Annotated in this window: 13 protein-coding genes; 5 read left to right on the plus strand and 8 right to left on the minus strand. The window is 45.8% G+C overall.

Annotation, left to right across the window (positions count from 1 at the left end):
- Nucleotides 1-172: 172 nt before the first annotated feature.
- Entirely contained in the window at nucleotides 173-3361 is a 3189-nt protein-coding gene (locus Q4Q57_RS15185) for an amidohydrolase family protein (RefSeq protein WP_311891275.1), read from the plus strand.
- A 201-nt stretch (nucleotides 3362-3562) separates the two neighbouring features.
- Here the strand turns inward: Q4Q57_RS15185 and Q4Q57_RS15190 are convergent, their stop codons facing one another.
- Entirely contained in the window at nucleotides 3563-4165 is a 603-nt protein-coding gene (locus tag Q4Q57_RS15190) for a DNA-3-methyladenine glycosylase I (protein ID WP_311891276.1), read from the minus strand.
- 117 nt (nucleotides 4166-4282) lie between these two features.
- Between Q4Q57_RS15190 and glyQ the strand changes: the two genes are divergently transcribed.
- Both glyQ and glyS read left to right on the plus strand, forming a co-directional pair.
- Entirely contained in the window at nucleotides 4283-5188 is a 906-nt protein-coding gene (gene glyQ / locus Q4Q57_RS15195; RefSeq protein ID WP_006083814.1) for a glycine--tRNA ligase subunit alpha, read from the plus strand.
- Between the two features lie 10 nt (nucleotides 5189-5198).
- Entirely contained in the window at nucleotides 5199-7268 is a 2070-nt protein-coding gene (gene glyS, locus Q4Q57_RS15200; RefSeq protein WP_311891277.1) for a glycine--tRNA ligase subunit beta, read from the plus strand.
- A gap of 100 nt (nucleotides 7269-7368) precedes the next feature.
- Here the strand turns inward: glyS and Q4Q57_RS15205 are convergent, their stop codons facing one another.
- A complete protein-coding gene (locus tag Q4Q57_RS15205) occupies nucleotides 7369-8409 on the minus strand; it encodes an HDOD domain-containing protein (RefSeq protein WP_311891278.1) in 1041 nt (346 codons plus the stop codon).
- Between the two features lie 334 nt (nucleotides 8410-8743).
- Between Q4Q57_RS15205 and Q4Q57_RS15210 the strand changes: the two genes are divergently transcribed.
- Nucleotides 8744-9664 carry a biotin-dependent carboxyltransferase family protein gene (locus Q4Q57_RS15210; RefSeq protein ID WP_006084778.1) on the plus strand — a complete coding sequence of 307 codons (921 nt, stop codon included), beginning with the start codon at nucleotides 8744-8746 and terminating at the stop codon, nucleotides 9662-9664.
- 91 nt (nucleotides 9665-9755) lie between these two features.
- On the opposite strand, the gene Q4Q57_RS15215 is transcribed toward Q4Q57_RS15210, so the two are convergent.
- The 4 genes from Q4Q57_RS15215 to Q4Q57_RS15230 are packed head-to-tail and all read right to left on the minus strand — an operon-like array spanning nucleotide 9756 to nucleotide 11998.
- A complete protein-coding gene (locus Q4Q57_RS15215) occupies nucleotides 9756-10088 on the minus strand; it encodes a c-type cytochrome (protein ID WP_311891279.1) in 333 nt (110 codons plus the stop codon).
- Nucleotides 10085-10468: a cytochrome C gene (locus Q4Q57_RS15220; protein ID WP_261273072.1), complete on the minus strand. Its 384-nt coding sequence runs from the start codon at nucleotides 10466-10468 to the stop codon at nucleotides 10085-10087. Before Q4Q57_RS15220 ends, Q4Q57_RS15215 begins: the two co-directional genes overlap by 4 nt.
- Entirely contained in the window at nucleotides 10468-11694 is a 1227-nt protein-coding gene (locus tag Q4Q57_RS15225; RefSeq protein WP_311891280.1) for a sulfite oxidase, read from the minus strand. The genes Q4Q57_RS15220 and Q4Q57_RS15225 overlap by 1 nt, the downstream gene beginning before the upstream one ends.
- Nucleotide 11695: 1 nt before the next feature.
- Nucleotides 11696-11998 (minus strand): cytochrome C, encoded by a 303-nt coding sequence (locus tag Q4Q57_RS15230; protein ID WP_220592983.1) that lies wholly within the window; start codon nucleotides 11996-11998, stop codon nucleotides 11696-11698.
- Between the two features lie 241 nt (nucleotides 11999-12239).
- On the opposite strand from Q4Q57_RS15230, the gene Q4Q57_RS15235 reads away from it, so the two are divergent.
- Nucleotides 12240-12902, plus strand: coding sequence for a glutathione S-transferase family protein (locus Q4Q57_RS15235; RefSeq protein WP_311891281.1), 663 nt, complete (start codon nucleotides 12240-12242; stop codon nucleotides 12900-12902).
- A gap of 81 nt (nucleotides 12903-12983) precedes the next feature.
- On the opposite strand, the gene gyrB is transcribed toward Q4Q57_RS15235, so the two are convergent.
- Nucleotides 12984-15401 (minus strand): DNA topoisomerase (ATP-hydrolyzing) subunit B, encoded by a 2418-nt coding sequence (gyrB, locus tag Q4Q57_RS15240; protein WP_311891282.1) that lies wholly within the window; start codon nucleotides 15399-15401, stop codon nucleotides 12984-12986.
- A 16-nt stretch (nucleotides 15402-15417) separates the two neighbouring features.
- On the minus strand, nucleotides 15418-16500 hold the full coding sequence (gene recF / locus Q4Q57_RS15245) for a DNA replication/repair protein RecF (RefSeq protein WP_311891283.1): 1083 nt from the start codon (nucleotides 16498-16500) through the stop codon (nucleotides 15418-15420).
- Nucleotides 16501-16625 lie beyond the last annotated feature (125 nt).

The following is a 16625-nucleotide window of genomic DNA, read 5'->3' on the forward strand; positions in this document are numbered from 1 at the left end:
CCAACTCTCATTCCATATAGCCATACTTATCCCTTGCTCGGTCATCAATTGAAACAGTATTTACGTTTTCCTTCTTATCTATTTATGCGATAACTAGACTGAGTATTAACAAAAGTTCATCTTAAAATTAATACCACTCAAGCAGTCCATAAGAACGATAACAGGAAGTGACATGTTGAAATCTAAACTTACCCCGCTTTATATCGCCCTCGCTCTAGGGATGAATACCCTCGCCGTTAACGCAGCAGAAACTAAGGAGGCCGAATGGAATGTTAACGCTCCAGCGAATGCGCCCTTAGAGCAAGTCAAAATTGATGTTAATGAAGGCACTTGGATGAACCTTAGTGTCAGTCCAGATGGCAAGCATATCGTCTTCGACTTACTCGGCGACATTTATCAAATCCCAGTATCTGGCGGTGAAGCTAAGCCATTAGCCCAAGGTATTGCTTGGCAGATGCAGCCCGTCTATAGCCCAGATGGCAAACACATCGCATTTACCTCGGATGGCGATGGTGGTGATAACATTTGGATCATGGATGCCGATGGTAGCAATCCACGAACCGTCACCCAAGAAACATTCAGGCTGCTAAACAGTCCCGCATGGAGCCCTGACTCTCAGTATCTTGTTGCACGTAAGCATTTTACCGCCAGCCGCAGTTTAGGTGCGGGTGAAGTGTGGCTATACCACGTAGCGGGCGGCGAAGGCGTCAAACTAACTGAACGCCCAAATGATCAGAAAGATTTAGGCGAACCCGCGTACTCGCCCGATGGCCGTTATATCTACTTTAGCCAAGATGATACACCAGGCAAAACATTTCACTATTCAAAGGACTCAGTTAACGGTATCTACAAAATCAAACGTTATGATACCCAAACCGGTGACATTGAAATTTTGATTGAAGGTACCGGTGGCGCAATTCGACCAACACCAAGTCCTGATGGCACTAAGCTCGCCTATATAAAGCGCGATGATTTTAATTCATCACTCTACCTACTCGACCTCAAGTCTGGTGAAACTACTAAACTGTTTGGCGAACTAGACCGTGATATGCAAGAGACTTGGGCGATTCATGGCGTCTACCCGACAATGGCGTGGACTCAAGATAACAAGGATATTTTCTTCTGGGCGAAGGGAAAGATTAACCGCCTGAATGTTGCCAGCAAAACACTCACAGATATCCCCTTTAGCGTAAAAACTGAGTTAGCAGTACAACCCTCAGTGCGCTTTAAGCAAGATATAGATAAAGATGTTTTCGATGTCAAAATGCTACGTATGGCGCAGGTCTCTCCCGATGGCAATAAAGTGGCCTTCGAAGCGCTGGGTAAGATTTGGTTAAAATCAATACCCGATGGAAAAATGTCGCGCTTAACTGAACTCAATAATGGGATTGAAGAACTGTATCCACAATGGTCACGCGATGGCAAAAATATTGTTTTCACCACTTGGAATGACCAAGACCAAGGAACAGTACAAGTCATTAGCGCCAAAGGTGGCAAACCTAAGCAGCTAACATCTGAGCCAGGAAAGTACGTAGAACCCACCTTTTCACCCGATGGTGAACTTGTGGTGTATCGAAAAACTCAAGGCGGTAACCTCACACCTAGAACTTGGTCGCAGGAGCCTGGACTATATAAAGTCGATATCAAAGGCAAACAAAATAAGAAGATCAGTGCCGATGGCTACCAAGCTCAATTTGGTGCCAATGCCGATCGCGTCTTTTTTATGAATAGCAGCGAAGATGAAACGCCACAGTTATCATCTATCAACTTAGATGGCTTCGATAAACGGGTTCATTACAGCAGCAAGCATGCGACTGAGTTTAGGGTTTCACCCGATGGTGAGCAACTCGCCTTCGCCGAACGCTTTAAGGTTTGGGTGACTCCTTTTGCTAAACACGGCGAAACCGTTGAGATTGGACCCAATGCCAACAATCTACCCGTAAGTCAATTGAGTGTCCGCGCCGGTGAAAGTATCAGTTGGAACAGTAAAAGCAACCAACTGTATTGGACGCTTGGCCCAGAACTTTATCAAGCCAAGGTTGATACTCAATATCTCAATAAAGAAGAAAAGGCTCAACCAAGTATTATCAATTTAGGCTTTACCGAAAAGGCCGATGTTCCACGTGGAACAATCGCCTTCATCGGTGGCAAAGTGATTACAATGGAAAATGACCAAGTCATCGACAATGGCGTGGTCATAGTCAAAGACAATCATATTGTGGCCGTAGGTGATGCCAATATCGCGATTCCAAAAGATGCACAGATCATCGACATCAAAGGAAAATCGATCATGCCAGGGCTATTCGATGCCCACGCCCATGGACCGCAAGCAGATGATGAAATTGTGCCACAACAGAACTGGGCGCTTTATTCTGGTTTATCTTTGGGTGTCACCACGATTCACGATCCCTCGAATGACACGACAGAGATTTTTGCCGCTTCCGAACAACAAAAAGCAGGACACATAGTTGGCCCGCGTATTTTCTCTACTGGTACCATATTGTATGGTGCCAATGCGCCAGGCTACACATCACACATAGACTCACTCGATGATGCCAAGTTTCATCTTGAACGTCTGAAAAAAGTCGGAGCCTTTAGCGTAAAAAGCTACAACCAACCACGCCGTAATCAGAGGCAACAAGTCATCGCTGCCGCTCGTGAACTTGAAATGATGGTCGTGCCTGAGGGTGGCAGTTTGCTACAACACAATCTCACTATGGTCGCCGATGGCCATACAACGGTTGAGCACTCTTTGCCTGTCGCGGCGATTTATAACGATATCAAACAATTCTGGAGCCAAACTAAAGTCGGTTACACGCCAACCTTAGTGGTTGCCTATGGCGGTATTTCAGGCGAAAACTACTGGTACGATAAAACCGATGTGTGGGCGCATCCACGTCTGTCTATGTATGTCCCCGCCGATATCTTGCAGGCGAGATCCATGCGACGCCCGCATGCACCAGATGGCCACTACAATCATTTCAATGTTGCAAAAGTCGCTAATGAGCTCAATAAGTTAGGGGTTTACCCAAATATTGGCGCCCACGGTCAGCGCGAAGGTTTAGCGGCGCATTGGGAAATGTGGATGTTCGCCCAAGGCGGCATGAGCAATATGGAAGTTTTGAAAACGGCCACCATTAATCCAGCGAAGACCTTTGGCATGGAACAGCAACTCGGTTCTATCAAAGAAGGTAAGCTCGCAGACTTAATCGTTATTGATGGTGATCCATTGGCGGATATACGCGTCACAGATAAAGTCACTTATACCATGGTCAACGGCAAGCTTTTTAATGCTGAGACAATGAATGAGCTTAATGGGGATAAGGAAAAACGTAAGCCATTTTTCTTTGAGAAAATCTAAACTCTATCCTCAAGGCTAGAATGGGAGAGTTGCTTTACTGTTTTAATTATTTGGTTTAACCAGATATCACCAATAAAGATAAAAGCATGTTCCACGTGGAACATGCTTTTTTACATTTTGTGCATTGTTTCTTGTGTATATGGACAAGAACTCGAATATTGCTATGAGTACTGCCCTACATCACATCAGCAAGATGAGCGATTACTGATGTTCGCGGTGATGCAGTCCGGCACAGGAATCAACACAAGCCTGGTAGGAAATACACTCTACAAGGTGGTCATTTACCATACCCACCGCCTGCATAAAGGCATAACAAATTGTTGGGCCGACGAAATTAAATCCAAGCTTCTTTAACGCTTTTGACATGGCTTCAGATTCTGGCGTTTGTGCAGGAACCTGTGACATGGCTGTAAACTGATTCACTATGGGCTTACCACCCACAAAGCTCCATAAGAAGGCAGAGAAATCCTTTCCATCGGCAGTATAGGCTAAATATCCTTTGGCATTCTTGATGATAGAGTTCACCTTCAAGCGATTGCGCACTATGCCGGGATTCAACATAAGTTCCTCCACTTTCGCCTCATCAAAGCCGGCAATCACTTCTGGTTCAAAATTAGCAAAGGCCTGTTCATAGTTTTGTTGCTTCTTCAGGATAGTTATCCAAGATAATCCTGCCTGTTGACCGTCTAAACACAACTTAGCAAACAGCTCCTTAGGATCATAAACTGGTCGCCCCCACACTTTGTCATGATACTCACGATACAAGGGATCATCACTTACCCAGCCACAACGGATCTCTTCCATGGTATATAACCTTCTTGTTTTAATTAAGAAGGTAAAAAATAACCTACATAAGCAGATATCTACAAGGTATAATCGAACCCATTTTCTATTCAGGCTGACGGCAGTAGACAAGTAGACATGACGACAAAACACGACGTAAAAACATTTCAGGGTTTCATTCTTACCCTGCAGGAATATTGGGCACAGCAAGGCTGTGCAATCGTTCAACCTCTAGATATGGAAGTCGGCGCGGGAACATTCCACCCACAAACTTTCCTACGTTCTCTAGGGCCAGAACCTATGAGCAGTGCCTATGTGCAGCCATCGCGCCGCCCTACGGACGGTCGTTACGGTGAAAACCCTAACCGTCTGCAGCACTACTACCAATTCCAAGTCGTGTTGAAGCCTTCACCTGACAATATTCAAGAGCTGTATTTAGGCTCACTGCAAGCGCTGGGTATCGATACTCAAATCCACGATATCCGCTTTGTAGAAGATAACTGGGAATCACCAACACTAGGTGCTTGGGGCTTAGGCTGGGAAATCTGGCTTAATGGTATGGAAGTAACTCAGTTTACTTACTTCCAACAGGTTGGCGGCATCGAATGCAGCCCAGTCACAGGTGAAATCACCTATGGCCTAGAGCGTCTGGCTATGTATATCCAAGGTGTTGATAGCGTTTATGATCTCGTTTGGACCGATGGTCCACTTGGGCGCATCACCTATGGCGATGTGTTCCATCAAAACGAAGTCGAGCAATCGACCTATAACTTCGAGCACGCCGATGTGGACTTTATGTTCACCCTGTTCGATCAGTGCGAAAAAATGTGTCAGCATTTATTGTCACTGGAAAAACCTTTACCTCTGCCCGCCTACGAGCAAGTGATGAAAGCCTCGCACGCCTTCAACTTACTCGATGCCCGCCATGCAATTTCAGTGACCGAGCGCCAACGCTACATCTTACGCGTTCGTACTATGGCGAAAGCGGTCGCTGAATCTTATTATCAGGCACGCGAAGCGCTTGGCTTCCCAATGTGTAAGTAGAGGTAAAAACATGAATTTTGAAAACTTACTCATAGAGTTAGGCACAGAAGAGTTACCACCTAAGTCACTGCGTAAACTGGCTGAATCCTTTTTAGCTAACTTTACCGAAGAACTCACCAAAGCCGATTTAGCATTTAGCTCAGCAGTTTGGTACGCAGCGCCACGTCGTCTGGCGATTAACGTCACTGAACTTGCGCTTGCACAAGCCGACAAAGTGGTTGAGAAACGCGGTCCTGCCGTGAGCTCAGCCTTTGATGCTGAAGGTAAGCCAACTAAAGCCGCCGAAGGTTGGGCACGTGGTAATGGTATTACAGTTGAACAAGCCGAACGTTTAGTCACTGATAAAGGCGAATGGTTAGTCCATAACGCTAAAGTTGAAGGCGTCGAAACCAAAAGTTTGATCGCTGCTATGGCTCAACGTGCACTCGATAAATTGCCCATTCCTAAGCCAATGCGTTGGGGTAATAATAAAACCCAATTTATTCGCCCTGTGCACACCGCGACTATGTTGTTAGGCAGTGAGTTGATTGAAGGGGAATTGCTGGGTATCAAATCGGCACGCACTGTTCGCGGTCACCGCTTTATGGGACTCAAGCAGTTTGAATTAGCCCATGCTGATCACTACCTTGCCGACCTGAAAGAAAAAGGCAAAGTCATCGCCGATTACGAAAGCCGTAAAGCATTGATCAAAGCCGATGCCGAAAAAGCCGCCGCTAAGATTGGTGGTACAGCCGATATCGAAGATAGCCTACTTGAAGAGGTCGCCTCTTTAGTTGAATGGCCAGTGGTATTGACCGCCAGCTTCGAAGAAAAATTCCTAGCCGTACCGTCTGAAGCTTTGGTCTACACCATGAAGGGCGATCAAAAATACTTCCCCGTCTTTGATGACGCGGGCAAGTTACTGCCAAACTTTATCTTTGTGACCAACATAGAATCTAAAGATCCTGCGCAAATTATCTCTGGTAACGAGAAAGTCGTTCGTCCACGTCTTGCCGACGCCGAATTCTTCTTTAATACCGATAAAAAACATACGCTGGAATCACGTTTACCTAGCTTAGAAACAGTATTGTTCCAACAGCAGCTGGGTACATTAAAAGACAAAGTAAATCGTATCTCTGCCCTCGCCGCCTTTATTGCCGAGCAAACTGGCGCGAATGCGGTTGATGCAGCCCGTGCAGGTTTGTTATCTAAAACCGATTTGATGACCAATATGGTGATGGAGTTTACCGACACTCAAGGCACTATGGGCATGCACTACGCCCGCCTCGATGGTGAAACCGAAGCCGTTGCGGTTGCGATGGAAGAGCAATACAAGCCTAAGTTCTCTGGCGATACAGTGCCTAGTGCCGGTGTATCTTGCGCTGTCGCATTAGCAGACAAGCTCGACACCTTAGTCGGCATCTTTGGTATTGGCCAAGCACCTAAAGGCGCAGCCGATCCCTTTGCCCTACGCCGCGCAGCCATTGGCGTGCTGCGTATTATCGTTGAGAACAAACTGCCACTGGATTTAGTAACGCTGATAGCTAAAGCTCAGGAACTCCATGGTACTAACTTAAGCAACGCAAACGCTGCAGAGGAAGTACTTGAATTCTTAATGGCTCGTTTCCGCGCTTGGTATCAAGATAAAGGCATTGGTGTTGATGTGATCTTAGCCGTGCTAGCACGTCGCCCAACACGCCCTGCTGATTTTGATAGTCGTATCAATGCGGTATCACACTTTAGAAGCCTAGAAGCTTCTGGCGCCCTTGCAGCAGCGAACAAACGTGTATCTAATATTCTGGCTAAGGTTGAAGGCGCTTTACCGACAACGATCAATGCAAGTTTGTTGACCGAAGCCGCAGAGCAAGCATTAGCGGCCAAGTTGAACGAGCTACAGCCGAAGTTGGCGCCTTTGTTTGCCAATGCCGATTACCAACAAGCCTTAACCTTGTTAGCTGGCCTACGTGAAAGCGTGGATCAGTTCTTCGAAGATGTGATGGTAATGGCGGATGATGAAGCGTTGAAAAACAATCGGTTGGCATTGTTGAATAATCTACGCGAGCAGTTCCTGCACGTCGCGGATATCTCACTACTGCAATAACGATACTAACGTTTTTAAATTATCGCTTTATAAAAAACGCGCTCATTAGCGCGTTTTTTATTGCCCTGATTTCTTATATCCAACGTATTACATGGCCTAATCAAAACTGCAGTAGTTTTTGATGTAAGCCATCAAATTGTGTTTGATCTAAGTTAACTTGCTGCAGTAAATTCGCCAGAATCTCAGGGGACAATTGCCCTGCTTGATGCAGCATAGAAATCTCGCTGATCACATTCGCCCGCCATACCACAGCAGCTAGCCCAGCTTGCGGGCGCGAGTTCACACTGGCAAGCTTGTCTAATTCTGTTTCAAAGGTATTGGGTAACTGCCAATGCTTAGCGAGCAATGAACTTAAGGCTAACGATTTCGTCGTCATCACTTGTCTAAATAAACCAGAATTAGGCTGTTCTCCCGGCTCTGCCTGTACAAATGCATCGAGAAGCATTTTAAAAATGGCCAACTTGCCGACATCGTGTAATAAGCCCAATAAAAAAGCCGTATCTTGATCTTCATCGCTTAACTCACTGGCAAGAAAAGCAACCTGCATCGAATGGCGCCAAATTTCAGCCCCAAAACGACGGAAATAGATTGGCTTGATATCCAACATTTCACGCACTAGACAAGTGGTAACAAACTTTCTCAACTGTTCACGACCAAGCTGTACCAAAGCCTGCTGCAAACTGGTGATATCCCTATCGCTACGTTTAAATGCAGGGGAATTACATAACTTAAGCACCTCAATACTCAGTAAAGGATCTTGCTCGATGAGCGCTAATAGGTCCTTAATATCAAATTGTGGATCGGCCAGTTTACGATCTAATTCCAATACTTTTGACGGTAGCTTTAACACTTTCTCGGCGATCACTTGTGGTGATGCCAAGGCCTGCTCTATCTCCGCCATGACTCGACGTTCAAGATTATTGGCTACGCCGCCAGTGTCCTTAACCCGTGTCGGAAATAACAAACTATAAAAGAGAGCAGATAAATCAACAGATACCACGCTAATATCTTCGAGAGGTTTAGCTGGCTTTCGCGCAGGTTCAAACGACTTACCTAAGTCCGTCGTTGAAAAACTTTTGGGTCTCTCTACCGTCGCCGAATCACGAATATTAAACAGCTTATTAAAAAGTGATTTAATCAAGAAGCATCAACCTGTCATTATAGATAATTGTTAAAAAGTCAGTTAAATATTGCCCATCTCAAATCCATTTTGATCAAGCTTAAGCGATACATAAACACGTTACAGACATGCTAATGGCTCGCTTAAGTGTAACATATTCAATTCATTTCTGATGTCTACAATCCCGCTATTGCTGCCTTTATAAAGACAATCTTGGTTACAACTTGAAACCTCAAAAAACTTACATTCTTGCAGCATTTAGCTGACAATATGTCCACCCTTCATAAAGTGATACGTATTTCGTCTCCCTTTAAGTCATTCACGACATACTCGCCAGCTAACGACGGAATATTTGATGATCGAGGTAATAAAAGCGGGTGCACTAACCACAGTTCAAGATCTCGGACGCATGGGATATAGACATTTAGGTGTAACCCAAGCTGGCGCCTTAGATAGACCAGCCCTGTGTTTAGCAAACCGCCTATTATCAAACCCAGACAATACACCCGTATTGGAATTAACCTTTGGCCAATCGATTTTTTTGTTTAAACGCGACGCTTGGATTGCCTTAACCGGTGCCGATTTCGATGCTCGTATAGACAATAAGCCCATAGTTTGCGGCTGGCGTTACTCCATTAAGGCAGGGCAAAAACTCAGTCTTAGAGGGGGAAATAAAGGCATGCGTGCTTATATTGCCGTTGATGGCGGCGTTAAAGTACCGCTAGTGATGAATTCTGCCGCTACCGATTTAACCTCAGGTATCGGTGGATTTCATGGCCGCGCATTAGAAGCGGGCGATCGACTGACCTTAGGTTCAGCTCATCCACTAAGAAGGCAAGTTGGCGCAATTCAAAAAAGTTGGGATGGGCATATTCGCGCACTCGCGACCAAGCACACTCAAGCCTTCTCATTGAAATCTCAGCAAACATTCTGGCAAACACAGTGGCAACTTTCAGCTGAAAGTGATCGTGCGAGTGCAATACTCAAAGGTGATACGTTAACATTGGCGAAGCCATTCCCTGTGCAATCACACACAGTCACGCCCGGAGTGGTTCAAGTGTCCGCTTCAGGGCAACCACTCGTGCTCCTTGCCGATGCGCAAACCACCAGCAGTCATCCTCAAATCGCCGTGATTATTGAAGCCGATCTGTGGAAACTCGCGCAAACTCGCCCAGGACAAACAGTTAAATTCGAATTAGTTGACGATGAACAAGCGGCAACGGCACAAGCGGAATGGCATGACTACTTCTATCGCTTACAACGCAGTCTAGGTTAACGAGCCGCTTAATCATAGCGGCCAAAAAACTCATCCCGCATTCCTAGCAAGCCGCATTCGACTTCATTCAAATAGTCCCCCCACAATAATGCTAATTCGCACTTAAGTTTGGTGTAACTTGCTGGCTATAAAACAGCGCCACATCTTGTAATTGCTCAGAGCTTAACGCGCTGACTTGCGACCGCATCAAAGGATCGAGTCGTAAACCTGCTTTAAAATCGACAAGCTGTTTATTGAGATAAGCTAATTTCTGTCCCTTTAAGTTTGGGAATTGCTTGGCCATAGCGATCACTGCATTACCATGACACGACTCACACTGAGCCGTAGCCAACGCCTGACCACGTTCACTATCTGCTTGATAAACCGCTCCAAAGACCTCTGCGGATAAGCCACATAGCGCAATCATTATGATAATCGCATTCATTTTGGCTCCTTAGGGAAAGGTTTAACTAGCGCAGGCTGCAGGCTAGGTTCTAAGGGAAGACGCCTAAAAAGCGCCATATCCATTTCAACTTGGCCATAATAAGTGCTTAGATAACTCAAGGTTGGCTCCCAAGTATCCGACAAGTCCCACAGGCCTTGAGTGTCTACCATCCACTGCAGAGTCTCTTTCCAAAAGGCTTTATCGCCATGATTTTGCACGACTATCATGCTGGTATGGCAAGCATTACACTGATAATTCACTAACTCCCAACCAGGAGCCATGATCAAACCCGATTTAGGGTCCACTGGATACTCAGCGGCTAGCGAAATACTGGATGCCACTAGCCCAAGAAAAATAAATAGCTTGTTCAGTACTCTCATTACACCACTCTAACGGCAATACGATGGCAACCATTAAACATATATCCCTTAGGATTCCATTGCGGTTGTACGACAGGCTGACTATCACCTTTACTATCAGTCGCTTTTGCCCAGATTTCATAATATCCCTGCGACGGTAATTGCAATTCAATCTTCCACTGCTGCCATGCCGCTACGTTTTTAGGTTTTTCTAACTCAGCGGTAAACCAGCGGGTTCCATAGTCATAACTCACTTCCACTTTAACGACTTCCCGCAATCCCGCCCAAGCATGGCCTGCGATGGCTATCTTCTGGCCCACGGCTAATTCTGTTCCCGATTGAGGATCGGTAATCAAGGACTTCACTATCATTTCTTCTATGATTTTATAGTCTTTATCATCAACGGACTCACCTGGCGCTATCGGATATTTAGGGAGTTGATACGCTGGCGCTGCCATTTTATGTCCATCATGCACTTTATTGCGCACACTGATCCCCGTAGCGGCTTTTTGCGAAACGGAGCCCGGCCGTCCACCAAACACAATACGCAAGGGATATCCATGTAGATAAGGAATGTCCTCGCCGTTCATCGACCATGCAATGAGTCCCAGTTCTTCGAGCGCCGCCTTTATTGGCACACCGCGTGAAATCGCCTCACCTTTACCGCTCAAATGCCGATCAACACCGTGATGACCCGTATAAACAGCATCGGCTTTAATACCGCAATCCTTAAGCACGTCACTCACTAACACACCCGTCCACTCGGAACAAAATACCCCAGCATTATTCCATTGATTGCCTTTGGTGCTAGGAAAGAAGCCTGAACGGCTATTGCCACCACATTCAATCAGTAACTGTAATGTGTAATGCTTAAAACGGCGCTTAAGTTCATCGATTGTGTAGGTTTTTGGAGTAATAACAGATTCGCCATCCACTTTAAAAGTCCAAGTCTTAGCATCTAGCGCCTTAAAATCAGGCACTATGCCATTCCAGCGGATAAATGAGGCATCAGCAGGCGTCACGGCAGGAGCGAGTTTATGCTCCGGCGGAAACGCATTCAGTGGATGAGTGTTTAGCACGTTGAAGTAACTCGGTAAATCCTCAGCCTTAGTCCAAGTTAATGCTGATATATCCAGAGGAGTGACGGCTGCGGGAAGCTGATCGGCAAATACCCACTTAACGGGTAAGGCAGATAACACAGACGTCGCTACCGCCCCTTTAATAAAAACCCGACGATTAAGATCCATGTTATTTATCCTTTCCGAGGTAAAAGTAATCCGCCATCAGCTGCATATCAGCCTCACTCAACAATTGAGCGACTTTAGTCATTGTGGGATCTTGGCGATTTTCCGCCTTAAAGGCTCGCAGTTGTTTCAACAGGTAATCCGAGTTTTGCCATCCGATATTAGGGATATGCTCAAAACGACTCACACCGGACTCGCCATGACAGGCCTTACACATATTCAATAACTTATTAGCTTCATCGGCGTTTGCCACCGCTGGTAACATTAACATCAGCACGCTCACCGGATAGATCACTCGCTGCCACATCCATTTATCTCGCCAGTTAGTCTTCATCCCGACGAGTTCCCATCGAACGAAGTAATTAAGATATGGTTAAATTATCTCAATGCGGTTAGTGATTTAAATTCAATAAAAGTGATTCGAAAGCTCAAGAGAAATGACGCGTATTAGCGGATATAGAATGGGTAAAATATTCATTAGTCATAGGTGAAATGAGCCCATATAGTAGCTTTGCAGAAACACTCGGCATTTCACTCAAGGACAAACAATGGATCTTTATATTGGCAATAAAAACTACTCTAGCTGGTCACTACGGGCTTGGTTAATGGCCGCGAAATCTGGCGTGCAGTTCAACGAAATATTACTGCAACTCGATACCGACAGCTTTTATCAGCAACTCAAAGCCATTTCGCCGACGTTAAAAGTACCGACATTAGTCGATGGCGATATCACGGTATGGGATTCACTCTCAATTTGTGAATACCTCAACGACACCTATCTTGCCGGTAGCGCATGGCCGCAAGATCCTAAACAAAAAGCCAAGGCTAGATCGATAGCCAGTGAAATGCATTCTGGCTTTAATGCCGTGCGTAACGCTCTACCAATGAACATACGCGCGAGCCGTTATGTTGAGCTCACTGATGCAGTCCGCAAAGACATTGAGCGCATTGATGCGATTTGGTCAGCACAAATGGCCGAGTTTGCCCCATCAAATGCCGAAGGTACTTGGTTATTTGGCGAGTGGTCGATTGCCGACATGATGTTTGCCCCTGTGGTCATGCGCTTTATCACCTACGGTGTTGAAGTCTCGCAGGCAAGCCGTGCCTATATGCAGCATGTGATCAGCTGTCCGGAAATGCAGGCGTGGATAAGTGCGGCTAAAGCTGAGACTGAAATTGTTGCAGCGGATGAAGCGGGTATTGATCGATAAAGGGATAAATCATAGAAATAAAAAAGGGAAAGCCTTGGCTTTCCCTTAATCATTTACGTACTGCTAATCACTTAACGCGCATTAAACGTCTAAGTTAGCCACGTTCAATGCGTTCGCTTCGATGAACTCACGACGAGGTTCAACTTGATCACCCATCAAACAAGTGAACAACTGATCGGCACCCACGGCATCATCAATCGTGACTTGCAACATACGGCGTGATTCAGGATCCATTGTAGTTTCCCACAATTGCTCAGGGTTCATCTCACCCAATCCTTTATAACGTTGAATGTATAAGCCGCGTTTGGCTTCAGAAATCGTCCAATCTAGCGCTTCAAGGAAGCTGCCGACTTCTTTCACACGTTCACCGCGTTGCACATAACCGCCTTCTTCAATCATGCCATCTAACGCCGCACCTAACTTACCGATGCGTTGATAGTCACTTGATTGGAAGAAGTCATAAGTAAACAGATAGTTAGTATCGATACCGTGTTTACGAATAGTGATCTTAGGCAAATACACTTTACGTTCAGGATCGAGAATCGGCTCAGCAGAATACAGTACGCCACTGCTTTCCATTTCCACCAGCTCATGGATAAAGGCATCGATCCAGTCCTTCATCTTGCCTTCATCGGCCAACATCTCGTTGGTGATCATTGGGTGGTAAAGCATACGGTTAGTAATGTGCGTTGGGTAGCGTTGCTCTAAACGGGCAACAATCGCTTCCACTTCACGATACTGAGTCACTAAACGCTCTAACGGCTCACCTGACATACCAATCGCACCTTGCGTTGGGTACACAATAGTGCCATCCAACGCTTGAGTCGTAAGATATTGAGTCAATGCAGGCTCGTCTTTCAAATACTGTTCTTGCTTGCCCTTTTTCACTTTAAATAGTGGTGGCTGAGCAATATACACATAACCACGTTCAATCAATTCAGGCATTTGACGGAAGAAGAAGGTCAACAGCAAGGTACGAATGTGCGAGCCGTCGACGTCAGCATCCGTCATGATGATGATGTTGTGATAACGCGTCTTATCTGGATTGTATTCGTCACGACCAATACCACAGCCAAGAGCGGTGATCAGTGTGGCCACTTCTTGAGAAGACAACATCTTATCGAAGCGGGCCTTCTCAACGTTTAGAATTTTACCTTTCAGTGGCAGAATCGCTTGGTTCTTACGGTTACGTCCCTGCTTAGCGCTACCGCCAGCAGAGTCACCTTCCACTATGTAAATTTCGGAAAGACCAGGGTCCTTCTCTTGGCAATCGGCCAGCTTACCTGGCAAACCACCTAAATCGAGCGCGCCTTTTCGACGAGTCATTTCACGGGCTTTACGCGCCGCTTCACGGGCACGGGCCGCATCGACAATTTTACCGACAATCAACTTAGCATCGGCTGGGTTTTCCAGCAGATAATCGTTCAGCTTCTCACCCATGGTTTGTTCAACCGCAGATTTCACTTCACTCGAAACTAACTTATCTTTAGTTTGTGAGCTGAACTTAGGATCGGGCACTTTAACAGAGATAACGGCGGTCAAACCTTCACGGGCGTCATCGCCTGTCGCGTTAGTTTTGCCTTTCTTGTTATAGCCTTCGTTTTCCATGTAGTTGTTTAAGTTACGCGTTAAGGCGCCACGGAAACCCGCTAGGTGAGTACCACCATCACGCTGTGGAATATTGTTGGTAAAACAGAAAATATTTTCTTGATAACCATCATTCCACTGCATCGCCACTTCAACGGTAATACCATCCTCACGCTCTTGCATAAAGTGGAATACGTCTTTATTGACGGGAGTTTTATTACGGTTCAAATAATCAACGAATGCGCTAATACCGCCTTCGTATTTGAAGAATTCATTCTTGTTGTCACGTTCATCAACTAAACGAATACCGACGCCTGAGTTCAGGAATGACAGTTCACGTACGCGTTTTGCCAAAATTTCAAAGTGAAACTCAACATCGCTGAAGGTATCTTCACTTGGCCAAAAACGGATTTCAGTACCGGTTTTAGTCGCATCACCAATCTCTTTGATTGGCGCATCAGGCACACCGTGGGTATAAAACTGCTCGTACACTTTGCCCGCACGGCGAATAGTCATTTGCAGCTTTTTAGATAAAGCGTTTACAACCGAGACCCCCACGCCGTGGAGGCCGCCAGACACTTTATAAGAGTTATCGTCGAACTTACCACCGGCATGCAATACCGTCATGATAACTTCAGCAGCCGATACGCCTTCTTCCTCATGGATAGAAACCGGAATACCACGGCCGTCATCTTTAACAGAAACCGAACCATCGACATGGATAGTAATGGTAATATCGCTGCAGTGGCCGGCTAAGGCTTCATCGATAGAGTTATCGACTACTTCGAACACCATATGATGTAGACCCGTACCGTCGTCGGTGTCACCAATATACATCCCAGGTCTCTTACGTACTGCATCAAGGCCCTTAAGGACCTTAATACTCGAAGAATCGTAACTATTCTCTGACATATTATTCTCTCAATGGTTATTCAATTACCGTTACACGTCCCTGTTCCACATGAAACATCCTACTGGGAGGTGTGTGTAACGAATCGACTATTGCTGCAGGCTCAATGGCAGTGACAAACACTTGTGCACCTGTATCCACTAACTGCTTTAGCAATAGCTGCCTATGCTGTGCATCCAACTCGGATGGAAGATCATCCACAAGATAAATACTGTGTTTATCTATTTGTTGTTTGAGCAACTTTCCCTGTGCAATACGCAGTGCACAGACTAATAATTTTAATTGACCACGGGACAGGGCATCCTGCGCCGGCAAAGTGCCTACACGAAGTCTAAGGTCAGCTTTATGGGGACCGCTGACGGTATGACCTGTGGCCAAATCTCTGGAATATTGGTTTTCGAGTAGTTCTGCAAAATCCGTTTTACTATCCCAGCCGCGCGTAAATGAAACCTTCACATCTACACTCGGTAAAAACTCCCCGATTATACCCTTAAGTAGCTCATTTAACGAGTCTACATAATGGTTTCGTATTTCTGTAACCTGCTCGGCATAACGCACAAACTCTTGGTCCCAAAATTGAATATTACTGTAGGCTGAGCCATTTCTAAGTAATTGATTTCTTTGTTTAAGAACGCGGCGAACATTCGTCCAAGCGCCATAAAACTGTGGGTCAGCATGAAATGCGCCCCAATCGATAAATTGTCGGCGGGATTTTGGACCTTCAAACAGCAGCGAAAAGCTTTCAGGCGTGATCACTTGGATAGGTAAGGTTTCGGCTAAAGTCGACAGACGTTTGACTTTTTCACCATCGATTCTTACTTCAGTCTCACCACTGCGAAATCGGCGTAAACCGATTTTACTGTCACCGCGCGCTAAATTTAAGGTCGCAAACAGGGTTAAATTATCGTCGTCGTTATTAATCACTCGCTGGGATAAATGGCTGCGAAACGAACGCCCCATACCGAGGAAATATATCGCCTCAAGAATACTGGTTTTGCCACTGCCATTTTGGCCATAAATCAAGTTAATCCCAGGTGCAGGGATTAACTGTGCGGACTGAATGTTGCGAAACGCTTCGATATTGAGACGGGTCAGGCTCATGCATTACTCATTAAGCCGCGTAAACGGCGAAGGCAAGGATTCATAACACTTAACAGGCAACTCAATCGCTGCCACAGGCTAAGGCTATCGGTAAATGAGTGAAGGAATGGCCAATGCTGCGTATT

It is taken from the genome of Shewanella sp. SP2S2-6 (genome assembly GCF_031931965.1).
GTDB lineage: Bacteria > Pseudomonadota > Gammaproteobacteria > Enterobacterales > Shewanellaceae > Shewanella > Shewanella baltica.

Excerpts from the sequence above, each read along its gene's own strand:
- Q4Q57_RS15230 (WP_220592983.1), bottom strand. The coding sequence starts at position 11,998 with ATGTGGCAGCGAGTGATCTATCCGGTGAGCGTGCTGATGTTAATGTTA.
- Q4Q57_RS15220 (WP_261273072.1), bottom strand. The coding sequence starts at position 10,468 with ATGAGAGTACTGAACAAGCTATTTATTTTTCTTGGGCTAGTGGCATCC.
- glyQ (WP_006083814.1), top strand. The coding sequence starts at position 4,283 with ATGACGACAAAACACGACGTAAAAACATTTCAGGGTTTCATTCTTACC.
- gyrB (WP_311891282.1), bottom strand. The coding sequence starts at position 15,401 with ATGTCAGAGAATAGTTACGATTCTTCGAGTATTAAGGTCCTTAAGGGC.
- Q4Q57_RS15225 (WP_311891280.1), bottom strand. The coding sequence starts at position 11,694 with ATGGATCTTAATCGTCGGGTTTTTATTAAAGGGGCGGTAGCGACGTCT.
- Q4Q57_RS15235 (WP_311891281.1), top strand. The coding sequence starts at position 12,240 with ATGGATCTTTATATTGGCAATAAAAACTACTCTAGCTGGTCACTACGG.
- glyS (WP_311891277.1), top strand. The coding sequence starts at position 5,199 with ATGAATTTTGAAAACTTACTCATAGAGTTAGGCACAGAAGAGTTACCA.
- Q4Q57_RS15210 (WP_006084778.1), top strand. The coding sequence starts at position 8,744 with ATGATCGAGGTAATAAAAGCGGGTGCACTAACCACAGTTCAAGATCTC.
- Q4Q57_RS15215 (WP_311891279.1), bottom strand. The coding sequence starts at position 10,088 with ATGAATGCGATTATCATAATGATTGCGCTATGTGGCTTATCCGCAGAG.
- Q4Q57_RS15185 (WP_311891275.1), top strand. The coding sequence starts at position 173 with ATGTTGAAATCTAAACTTACCCCGCTTTATATCGCCCTCGCTCTAGGG.
- Q4Q57_RS15190 (WP_311891276.1), bottom strand. The coding sequence starts at position 4,165 with ATGGAAGAGATCCGTTGTGGCTGGGTAAGTGATGATCCCTTGTATCGT.
- recF (WP_311891283.1), bottom strand. The coding sequence starts at position 16,500 with ATGAGCCTGACCCGTCTCAATATCGAAGCGTTTCGCAACATTCAGTCC.